Here is a 10,494-nt window from a genome sequence, read left to right on the forward strand (position 1 = left end):
ATAATCCATAATTTTGTCCAATTCTTTAGGATTTAAATATTTCCTTACAATCTTGCTTCTCATAAGGACCTTCTTTAAATCCTCGCCTTTTTTTTCTGCATTTAAAGTCGCTTTCCTTATGACCTCATGGGCATCCTGCCTACCCATTCCTTTGGACACAAGCGCGAGCATTACAGCTTCAGACATTATCATCCCTCTGGATGATTCCAAGTTTAATAACATCTTTTCTTTGTTTACCTTTAAATGTTCGAAGATCTCGGCAGTTTTTATAAGAATGTCGTCAGCTAAAACAAACATATGCGGAATAATAAATCGCTCGGCACTCGAATTGGTCAAGTCGCGTTCATGCCACAGGATCATATCTTCATAGGCAGCTGAAACAAATCCTCTTACAATTCTAGCCAGACCGCACAAATTTTCGGAGAGAGCGGGATTTCGCTTCTGCGCCATAGTGCTCGATCCCACCTGATTTTTTTCGTCAAATGCCTCCATTACCTCCCCGATTTCCGTTCTTTGGAGATTTCGAACTTCGGTAGCATAACGTTCGCATGCGGTACATAGAAGGGCTAAAAACGATGCTAGCTCAGCATATCGGTCTCGGCATACAATCTGAGTTGCCACTTCCTCCACTTCTAATCCTAAATCCTTCATGACCAAATCTTGGATTTTGAAGAAGTTTGGACCGAATCCAGCACCTGTTCCAACCGCGCCTGACATCTTTCCTACGATTACTCTTGGCTTAAGTTCATTCAATCTATCTAAAAAGCGTAACATCTCACTAACGTACCCAGCAATTTTAAATCCAAATGTAGTGGGTATGGCGAATTGTCCGTGTGTACGTGCCACCATCAAGGTATCTCGGTGGCATTCCGCTAACTTAACCAGGATATTTATCAGGTTTTTGATATCTTGCTCAATGAGCCATAATGCCTGTTTGATTTGAAGCGCCATAGCAGTATCCACGATATCGTTAGAAGTGGCGCCAAGGTGAACGTATTTACCCGCCTTCCCCGCTCTCTCAGTTATGGCCTTAACCATAGCCATTACATCATGTTTGGTTTGCTTCTCAATCTCTTTTACACGCTCAAGACTGATCTCACCAGAAGAACATACTTTTGCGATAAGCTCACCATCTTCCTTCGGGATATTACCAATCTCAGCATGAGCTAGTGCTAAGGAACCTTCAACCCTAAGCTGTGCTCTCAATCTTTGCTCCTCGCTGAGGATTTCTTTCATCTCTTTTCTACCATATCGATAATCCAAGGGGCAGATTAGCATAAGCGAAACCGCGAGGAATATAAGCTGATACCTATAAAGGCTATCAGTCTCTTTAAAAATTTATATCATTAAGAATGCAGGCTATTTTCTAATCTTAGTGCTTTTTAAGGCCATTTCAAATTATTTTAATTTATACACATTTTACCAGTAGTGATAGGCGTAGGAAAATATTAAGAAGTATCTTTGGTTATATTCGCCAAAGGTAAGATTCCGATGATTGAGGGATATCGTGGGCGTACGCCGGTTGAACTCCTTAATTTCTTTCGTGCGCCAGGTGGGCATTCTTTGCTCATCAAAGGGGATGCAGGTACAGGAAAGACCACTTTAGCGCTACAACTTATTGAAGAGCTCTCTAACGAACAGCCTGACTATTACCTTTCTACCAGAGTTTCTGATGCAGCACTTTATCGACAATTCCCTTGGCTAGAAGAGAAGGCCAAACGTCATGACATATTAAAAGCTGGTAAAGCTTTTCTCTCTAAAACTCAGGCTCCATCCTTCAGAGGAATGGAGGAGTATAAGCATGATTCAACTCTTAAAGTTGCCAAAGATCTCCTCAGGGTTTTGGGGAGGTCAGATAATTCTAGTCCTATGGTCGTACGCTCCGAGCTTATGAAGTTAGAGGGCCAAATAGAATCTGGGGAGGGAGACGAGTCAGAGACGGTATCCGGTGAGATGACTGATGACGGCATGGTTCTGGATATAGGTGTAATGCTTCCAGAGCTGGAACTGGCTTATGATATGGCTGAGGCAAATCTACCCAATAAGACTTTCATTGTATTAGATTCAATTGATGCCCTTTCGGAACACTATGGTATTTCTCCACAAAAAATTATGAACACATTACAGAAAGATTTGGTAGAGCATTCAGGTACAAATATAGCTTATGTAATGGAAACATCTGAAAAGAATATCTATGACTATCTTGGAGATGGTGTAGTCAGATTATATAATTCTCAGAAGGATGGCAGAAGAGTAAGAGAACTGGTGTTAGAAAAGCTCAGAGGCCAAATGGTGAAGCAGTGGAAATATCATTTTACTTTGGTGGATGGCAGGTTAAGGGTTTTTGAGACTAATTGGTTCAATTTGCCCGATGAGATGGAACCTCACACCCCAATAAAGGATCCAGGGAATGACATGGTCTCAATGGGCAATGAGAACATAGATAAGGAACTTAATGGGTTGCGGCGAGGTTCACTTGTTCTCTTAGAAATTGGGGAGAACGTGCCTCAAGATATTATTAGAGCATTAGAATATACACTTATTGCAGATTTTCTATGCAAACGTCGAGGGGTATTTTGGTTTCCTCTCTTTGCTGTTAACTACGAAGTTTTGGACCGACATATGAGACAATTGACTTCCAGAGAGGCTTTAAGCGGGTGTCTTAGGATTTTAGACCATGAGGCTCCTGTGGATAAAAAATATGATTTCGTTAGTGTGATCGAAGGAGCAGATGCTGCTCAAGATCTAAAACTAAATTCTCTGAAGTTTATGCTCTCAAGATCGGCGAATGAGCCCTATCTTTCTATTCTCGGTTTCGATTCTCTCGAGGCCTTGTATGGTGTGAACGTTCTTCCAGACATCTTCGTCCACATGGAAGCCATGAAAAGAGCAGGAAATGTAGTTTTAGCAGAGGCTACATCCTCATCCGCCTCGTTGAAGCAACTGACCCATCAAGCGCGCACACATCTAAAGTTAGAATCGCTAGCAGGTACCGTAATGCTATGTGGTCAGAAGCCAGTGTCACCATATTACTTCTTGGATTTTGAATCAGCCAAAGAGCGGATAGTCCCCCGACTCATTCCTATGGTCTAAAGCTCAAAAAATAAATTTATCTAAAATTAAGCAAAAGATAACGAGAGTTCGTTCTGGCTTATTGCGAACATACTATCTTTTTTGATAGCCAGGGAATAAGGACTTTATTAACATTAATCCGTGGCAGATATCATGGAAGAAGGCATTCATAGAGAACAAGAGATGTCACGGCTAATGGCCGACGCTTATGCAGGCAGGATCATGAGTGCCACTTATGGCAAGGCAATGTCGATCCAGGAGCTTTCGCGTGTATGCGAGATTCCTATAGCTGTTGCCTATCGTCGCGTCGGGAAGATGGAAAAAATCGGTCTGGTAAAATGTGTTCGTGAGGAGGAGGCTTATAGAGGAAAGAAGGTCCGTTATTATATGTGCGCGGTGGACACATTGCAACTCTGTTTCGAACGCGGTCGATTTATTGTTCAAGTTCAACCTGTGGCGGATCTTGATTACATTGAAAAAGAAAAGGCGACCAGTTAAGAAAATAGCCCATTTTAGGTTAATGCTGTGAAAATGAACCAGGGGGTGGAGTCAAGCAAATATAAGCCTAATCCCATTATCCCCCGGGATAACCAGAGGTTCACGGATGGGGGAATTCATAGGGCAGATCTCTTAAGGACTTCTCAGTTGTTGACTGACGAGTATTCTGTTAAGATTCTAGTTGCCACTATCAGGGTTCCCAAGTCCGCTCAGGATATTTCTGAAGCCTTCAACATTCCGATTGCAGCTTGTTACAGACGCATTAGAGATTTAGAGAAAGAAGGTCTCTTGGTATGTACAGAGCGAAGATTGTCTCGGCAGGGTAAAAGGGTATCATACTACCTAAGCATGCTTAAATCGGCCTATGTTTTCTTTGACAACGGTCATTTAAGGGTGAAATTCGAACTCAAAACGGGAGGTGCTGATCAGTTTGGCACTGACTGGCACGAGATACCATTAGAAGGAAATGAGAAGGAAAAAAGACGTTCTAAAGAAAGTGAAGAAGAGTTCGATGAGCTCGATAAAGATGATGGAGTCTAAATCTGGATAGGCACGAAAACTCTTCCAGCTAACGAAAGTGTTATAAATGGAAGTCAGTATGTGGTTTCGCTTTATTGGTGTCTGTTAGACGATTGAGCGTGAACTTATGAGTGAATTGTTGGAGGAACTGGAACAAAAGCGACAGTACAACAACAACGAGGCAGAAAAACACAAAAGGCTTCGTGATGAGCTAAATGAAGAGACTAAAAAATGGGTGCAAAAAAGGGATGAGCTTAACGCTAAGGTTCGTGAGCTAGTCGAAGAGGCGGCGAAGCGTCGCCAAATTCGGGATTCCTTAAACATCCAAGTCCGCGAGGCCAAAGAGCAACGTGACTTGTGGAATAAGAAAGTCAATGAATTGAGTGAGATTGTCACGAACCTAAAAAAGACTAATCTGCCTCGTGAAGGTCCTCCAATAGCAAAGTTGAAAAAAGAATTGAAAGCCCTTGAATTTAAGCAGATGACTTCTGTTTTAACGGTTGAAAAAGAGAGAGAGTTAATAGAACAACTTTCAGAATTGCAAAAACAGATTAAAGAGAGAGAGAAAGCACTGGAAGCGAACGAAGAAGTAAAAAATGCAATCAAAATGTTACGCGAGGCCAAGGAGAAGGCAGAAGCCTACCATAAACAAGTAGGTGAATTGGCTGAAAAAGCTCAAGCCGAACATGATGAGATGATTAAGCTCTACGAGCAGGCCGACGCTCTAAGAAAGGAAGCAGATGCGGCTCAGGAGAAATTTATTGAAACAAAACTTAAGGCCGATGAGGAACATAAAAAACACATCGAACACATCCGTCAAGTGCATGATTACGATAAGATCCTCACAGGTCTAAAGCAGAAAGCGAGAAAAGCTCGCAAAAAGAAAGAAGAAACTCAAGCCATGAAAGAGGCTGAAGGCATCTTTGAGAAATTCAAGAAAGGTGAGAAGCTTAGCACCGAAGATTTAATGGCACTTCAAAAATCTGGCTATTTATAATTTTTAAAAGCTTTTCTCAATTTTTTATTTATTTTTCTTATTGAAACTCATCCTCTACATTAATCATGAGGGTTAGTAAGCAATCTTTATATAGTAAAGATATAATAATAGGAATTGGGAAGGTCTGGGCTAGTTTTCAGAGTGCATCCCATCCCTTCTGATCAGGCTAGCCCTTCCCAACCCTTTTTTTAAGTAAATCATTTTTAAGAGACAACAATTAATTAGTGCAACAGCTTAAGGGCGAATAAGGTGACGACTTAATGGTCCTGGAAGGGCTGGGCGAATCACTCAGAGGAGTCCTTAAAAAAATCGCCAAAGCCGATAAAGTGGACGAAATCCTAGTTAAGGAAATAACAAGGGATATTCAAAGAGCTTTATTGCAGGCAGATGTAAACGTTCAATTGGTTTTAAATCTGACTAAAGAGGTCGAAAGAAGAGCACTTAATGAGAAACCACCATCAGGAATGACACTCAGAGAGCATATTATAAAAATAATATACGAAGAATTGGTACGAATTTTAGGCAAACCAAAGCAACTTTCGTTAGGAAAACAAACTATTCTCATGGTAGGCCTTTATGGCCAAGGAAAAACCACCCAAACAGGTAAATTGGCGCGATATCTCCATAAACGCGGTTTGAAAGTTGGTATAATTGCTGCAGATGTACATCGTCCTGCAGCATATGAACAACTTAAACAAATAGGAGAAAAAATAAACGTCCCCGTTTTCGGTATTCCTGACGAGAAAAATGCGGCAAAAATCGTAGAGAAAGGAATAGAATATTTTCATGCCATGGATGTCAAAATTATAGATACTTCTGGAAGACACGCCCTGGAAAATGAATTGATAGCAGAGATAAAGAGAGTGGCAGAAATAGCAAAAGCTGAGGAGCGGATTCTGGTACTGGATGCATCAGTAGGGCAACAGGCTGGGACACAAGCCCAGGCATTCCATGAGGCCGTGGGTGTTACGAGCGTAATTTTGACCAAAATGGATGGGTCAGCAAAAGGAGGTGGCGCGCTATCCGCGGTTGCCAAGACCCAAGCGCCAATTGTATTCATAGGAACCGGCGAACATTTAGAAGATCTGGAGCCTTTCAATCCGGAAAGATTCATATCCCGACTTCTAGGAATGGGCGATATACAGACTTTATTGGAAAGAGCTAGAGAAACGATAACTGAGGAAAAAGCCCTTGAAACTACCAAGAAGATAATGTCTGGTCGTTTTACGTTAAAGGAAATGTATGAGCAGATGGAAATGGTTACGAACATGGGGCCCCTTAAGAAACTCCTTTCCATGCTTCCAGGCTTTGGTATGGGTCTAACAGAAAAGATCAATGTTGAGGAGACACAAAAGCGCTTGGCGATATTTCGTGTTATTATGGATTCAATGACAGAGGAAGAAATGGAAGATCCAAAAATAATCAAATCCTCTAGAGTTATGAGGATTGCGAGAGGAGCAGGAGTAGACCCTAAGGAAGTAAGAGCATTATTACATCAATATAATACTTCCAAACGAGCTGTTAAAGGTCTTATGGGAAACCGAAAATTGCGTCGTCAGATGTTGAAACAGCTAGAATCTAGCAATATTGGAGGGTCGCAGTGAGGCGCTTTATAGTTATCGGTCATCGAGCTATTACCTCCGGAGACTTTAAATTAGATGATTTGGCTGGCGGAACAGGGAGGTTGGATATTCTTCTACGTTGTATAAATTCCACCTTCTTTATTTCTCATGATATAAGACGTGATGCAGAAATATTTCTGATCCTGCAAGGAGCACCAAATCCACCAAAAACCATAAGGTTGGTAGGAGCTGAGCTCAAATACTTGAATCCGGACGAGAGATCGACGGCCGCTCTCCTACGCAATGCATTGATGCAAAAAGTGATCTTGGAAGAAAGGTCATCACCTGGCATTTATATATCTAACCGTAGTTATCAAGAAGTTCTTAACAGCCTTTCTGGAAAATCCCAGATAATATATCTTAAGGAGAGTGGCGAGGATGTGCGAAATTTCCATTTCGGGAATGATGTTACATTTGTACTTGGAGACGATAATGATCTAACGATGGATGAAGAAAAAGCTTTGCTAGCTTGCAACCCAAAGGTTATATCCCTCGGCCCGAAATCCTATCACGCAGATCATTGCATAACTATAGTCAATAATGAGCTAGATCGGAGAGAAGGACAAAAGTGATTAAATGGACTCCTTAGCTGTTTGAGCCATTTTTTTAGCTAAAAGCTCAACTTTACAAATATCATCCTTCATAGGATATCCATTGACTTCTATCGTACCCAATATCTCCATTTTGAGCGGTGCTAATGTTTCCGCGGCCTGCTTTACAGCGCCACCTCCCCAACCGTAAGAAGAGAGGATTGCTGCAAAACGAGCAGGCGGTTTTAAGATTTTTACTAAGTTTGCAGCGTGAAGTCCTAAGGGATGCATTCCATTTAAAACAGTAGGTGCTGCTAGAACTATTCCACAAGAGTCGACTAGATCACCAGCCATAGTAGCTAAATCACTGACTGTGAGATCATAAACTACTACTTCAACGCCCTCTTTTGATAATGTTTGCCAAAAGACGTCCACCATTGCTTTTGTTGCGCCCCACATTGAAACATAAAATACCACGATTTTTGGTTTTGTCTTTCCCCCAGTCCAAGATAAATAAGCTGATATTATTAGTAAAGGATCTCGATGCATTGGGCCATGACTTGGCGCTATTAAAGCGATATCCAGTCCAGATATTTTTTCCAATGCAGATTTTCCATTTTTAGAGAATGGCATCATGATTTCTCCGAAGTATTTCTTCGCATAATGCATGTAGTCCTCCACCTCATCAGAGTAGACCCCATTTGCATTATGCGCTCCAAAGAAATCACAGGTAAATAACACTCTACTTTCCTCCAAATAAGTGAACATCGTCTCGGGCCAATGAAGAAATGGTGCCTCTATAAAGCGAAGGGTTAATTCTCCAAGTTGGATTCTATCCCCTTCCTTCACGATGGACATTTTGTCATCACTTATCCCATACATTATCTTCGCCATCTTAGCTCCTTTACTTGTCAAAATGAGTTTTGCATGGGGGTTTTCATTTAAAACGAACGGTACAGCTCCAGCATGATCGGGTTCAGCATGGTTCATTATCACATAATCTATTTTTCCCCAGGCTTTCATCTGTAACAATTTTGTCTTGAGTTCAGATTCAAATCCTGGATTTACAGTGTCGATCAAGGCCATCTTATCTTTTCCAGTTAAAAGATAGCAATTGTAAGTTGTTCCAGAAGGAAGCGGAATTAAAGAATCGAATAATCGTCTTTCCCAATGTCTTATTCCTACCCAATAGACTCCTGCCGCCAACTCTATAATTTCATGCATGGTATTTTCAAAGTTGAAAGAATATCGCGATATTTAAACATGCGTTAAGAATAAACGTCAAGATTAAAAAGGCGTAAAAGATTGAATGCCCTGGATGATCGAAAAAATTGCGCAGCACAAACACTGTAGAAAATGTGGAAAAGCCTTCATTGGTGATGGCACGGAATGCTCTGAAAAATGCAAAGAAGAATACGAAAATACAATGCAAAAAAAGAAAAGACAGTTGATAATTTTGTATATAGCAACCTTCATCATACTCATACTTGCATTAATATATGTAGGTATATGAGAAAAGTGGCAGTAGGCGGCACTTTTAACGTACTTCATAAAGGGCATCGTGCTCTTTTAGATAAAGCGTTTGCCGTTGGCGATGAAGTTGTAATTGGAATAATGTCAGATGATTATGTTACAAAAAATAAGCGCTTTCATATTCCTCTCAATATCAGGATTTCTGCAGTCAGAGATTATGTTGCTTCTAAAGGGAAACCGTATTCAATAAATATAATTGATGACCCAACAGGAAATTTATTGAGCGACCCCGACTTGATCGGTTTGGTAGTGTCACCTGAGCGTTGGATAGAGGCAAGCGATTATTCTAGTCGAAGGAAAGCTCTAGGCTTACCTGAACTTCAATTGTATAGAATAGGCTATGTGCTTGCAGATGATTGCACGCCTATCAGTTCTTCAAGAATACTTCAAGGAGAAATAGACACTGAAGGAAAAATGCTGCGACCCATACGAGTGTCCGTAAGCTCTGAAAATCCTGCAAAGTTGAAGGCAGTACAAAATGTCATGTCTCGTCTATACAGAAATGTTGAAGTAAAAGGTGTCAGGATAAGTACGCGCTTATCTTCGGAGCCTTGGGGAGATGATGTAGAGCGATTGACAATAGAGTACGCTCGCAAATGCATAGGAACTGCTGACTACGGTATTGGACTTGAGGATGGATTATTTAAAAGAAATAGCGACGTTTTCAAAGTCCAATTCTGCGCTATAGTGGACAGAATGAACAGGATAACTATAGGTCATGGGTCAGGTTTTAAGTATCCGCCTCTAATCGGTGAACTTATTAGCAAGGGTCTTAGTGTTTCTCAGGCTTTCCACGAATCCTTTGGATTAGAAAAATCATATTTTGACGTAGAAGAAGTCAATTTTTTGACTAATGGCATGCTTCAGCAAACCGAAATAAATGAGCAGGCCATCTTAGCAGCCATGATACCTCGAATTCGTAAAGAGCTTTATTTTGAATTATGAGCTCTTTCTCTTCTTTCTTTAACAAAACATAGATAGTCATCTAATGTTTTACAATTAACGATCCCTATACATTCAAAACGTTTGTATTTGCGGCAATAAAACCCCTGCTCATTAAATTCACAATTAACCGTTCGATCAGCTAGACATTTATCTTTTATACACCCAAAGCCGTCATAAGGACCACGGCAAATTCCCTTTGCATCCATATAATCACATTTCATTTTAAAACCTCAATTGACTTTGTCGAGCAATATTCAAATGTGTGATATATTGATCAAAAGAAGAGCAATTTTCCGAACCAGCGCAATAAAATCTTTGGTATTTAGCGCAATAGAGGCCAAACCACTGTTCTTTCGAGCACTCATGGCCGTGATGATGAAGATATTCAGTTTTTCCAAATGAGCAATTTTCCTCTCCTTTGCATTCTTTACTATCTATTGAGCCATGAGCACAAAGATTATTCCGATATCTATAACGACACGTACCAATCCCATCCCTTGCCATTATGGCAGAAGTATATTAAATTATATAAATATAAATATGTTCTTCATTGTGCATAAATTATTTGAAATTTTAGATTTTTTATTTTTAAAATTTTTTAAAAACCTTAAATTATTTGTCTTTGATTTATAAACATACAAATTTCTCCTTTTATAATAACAATTATTTCTCCTTATTTTAAGTTGCAAGATATTTGTGATGATATTGTTAAACGTATGATTTTTGTCATCTAAGTGTCTATAATTCCCTTTACTTTTCATAAAACCATCAAACATGG

Annotated in this window: 10 protein-coding genes; 8 read left to right on the forward strand and 2 right to left on the reverse strand. The window is 40.2% G+C overall.

The window, feature by feature from the left end; all coding sequences use genetic code 11:
- A partial coding sequence (gene purB / locus QW520_08510; GenBank protein MEM0449844.1) for an adenylosuccinate lyase occupies nt 1–1,278 on the reverse strand: 1,278 nt, incomplete at its 3' end.
- Between the two features lie 213 nt (nt 1,279–1,491).
- Here purB and gvpD point away from each other — a divergent pair.
- The 6 genes from gvpD to trmY all read left to right on the forward strand — a co-directional run bounded on the left by gvpD (nt 1,492) and on the right by trmY (nt 7,280).
- Entirely contained in the window at nt 1,492–3,093 is a 1,602-nt protein-coding gene (gvpD, locus tag QW520_08515; protein ID MEM0449845.1) for a gas vesicle protein GvpD P-loop domain-containing protein, read from the forward strand.
- A gap of 132 nt (nt 3,094–3,225) precedes the next feature.
- Complete coding sequence (locus QW520_08520) at nt 3,226–3,570, forward strand: helix-turn-helix domain-containing protein (GenBank protein ID MEM0449846.1); 345 nt, start codon at nt 3,226–3,228, stop codon at nt 3,568–3,570.
- Nucleotides 3,571–3,603: 33 nt separating this feature from the next.
- Nucleotides 3,604–4,110: a winged helix-turn-helix domain-containing protein gene (locus QW520_08525; protein MEM0449847.1), complete on the forward strand. Its 507-nt coding sequence runs from the start codon at nt 3,604–3,606 to the stop codon at nt 4,108–4,110.
- 106 nt (nt 4,111–4,216) lie between these two features.
- A complete protein-coding gene (locus QW520_08530) occupies nt 4,217–5,086 on the forward strand; it encodes a phosphoserine phosphatase (GenBank protein ID MEM0449848.1) in 870 nt (289 codons plus the stop codon).
- A gap of 260 nt (nt 5,087–5,346) precedes the next feature.
- Entirely contained in the window at nt 5,347–6,690 is a 1,344-nt protein-coding gene (locus QW520_08535; protein MEM0449849.1) for a signal recognition particle protein Srp54, read from the forward strand.
- Nucleotides 6,687–7,280: a tRNA (pseudouridine(54)-N(1))-methyltransferase TrmY gene (gene trmY, locus QW520_08540; GenBank protein MEM0449850.1), complete on the forward strand. Its 594-nt coding sequence runs from the start codon at nt 6,687–6,689 to the stop codon at nt 7,278–7,280. The genes QW520_08535 and trmY overlap by 4 nt, the downstream gene beginning before the upstream one ends.
- On the opposite strand, the gene QW520_08545 is transcribed toward trmY, so the two are convergent.
- Complete coding sequence (locus QW520_08545) at nt 7,281–8,444, reverse strand: FprA family A-type flavoprotein (GenBank protein ID MEM0449851.1); 1,164 nt, start codon at nt 8,442–8,444, stop codon at nt 7,281–7,283. It lies immediately after the preceding gene.
- Between the two features lie 103 nt (nt 8,445–8,547).
- On the opposite strand from QW520_08545, the gene QW520_08550 reads away from it, so the two are divergent.
- Together QW520_08550 and QW520_08555 are read left to right on the forward strand one after the other, a co-directional pair.
- The gene (locus QW520_08550) at nt 8,548–8,751 is read left to right on the forward strand and encodes a DUF2116 family Zn-ribbon domain-containing protein (protein ID MEM0449852.1); all 204 of its coding nucleotides are present in this window, start codon (nt 8,548–8,550) and stop codon (nt 8,749–8,751) included.
- A 5-nt stretch (nt 8,752–8,756) separates the two neighbouring features.
- Nucleotides 8,757–9,716, forward strand: coding sequence for a pantetheine-phosphate adenylyltransferase (locus tag QW520_08555; protein ID MEM0449853.1), 960 nt, complete (start codon nt 8,757–8,759; stop codon nt 9,714–9,716).
- Nucleotides 9,717–10,494 lie beyond the last annotated feature (778 nt).

The sequence above is a fragment of the Methanomassiliicoccales archaeon genome (assembly GCA_038740345.1).
Classification (GTDB): domain Archaea; phylum Thermoplasmatota; class Thermoplasmata; order Methanomassiliicoccales; family UBA472; genus JAJRAN01.

Excerpts from the sequence above, each read along its gene's own strand:
- gvpD (MEM0449845.1), top strand. The coding sequence starts at position 1,492 with ATGATTGAGGGATATCGTGGGCGTACGCCGGTTGAACTCCTTAATTTC.
- QW520_08520 (MEM0449846.1), top strand. The coding sequence starts at position 3,226 with ATGGAAGAAGGCATTCATAGAGAACAAGAGATGTCACGGCTAATGGCC.
- QW520_08525 (MEM0449847.1), top strand. The coding sequence starts at position 3,604 with ATGAACCAGGGGGTGGAGTCAAGCAAATATAAGCCTAATCCCATTATC.
- QW520_08530 (MEM0449848.1), top strand. The coding sequence starts at position 4,217 with ATGAGTGAATTGTTGGAGGAACTGGAACAAAAGCGACAGTACAACAAC.
- QW520_08535 (MEM0449849.1), top strand. The coding sequence starts at position 5,347 with ATGGTCCTGGAAGGGCTGGGCGAATCACTCAGAGGAGTCCTTAAAAAA.
- QW520_08550 (MEM0449852.1), top strand. The coding sequence starts at position 8,548 with ATGCCCTGGATGATCGAAAAAATTGCGCAGCACAAACACTGTAGAAAA.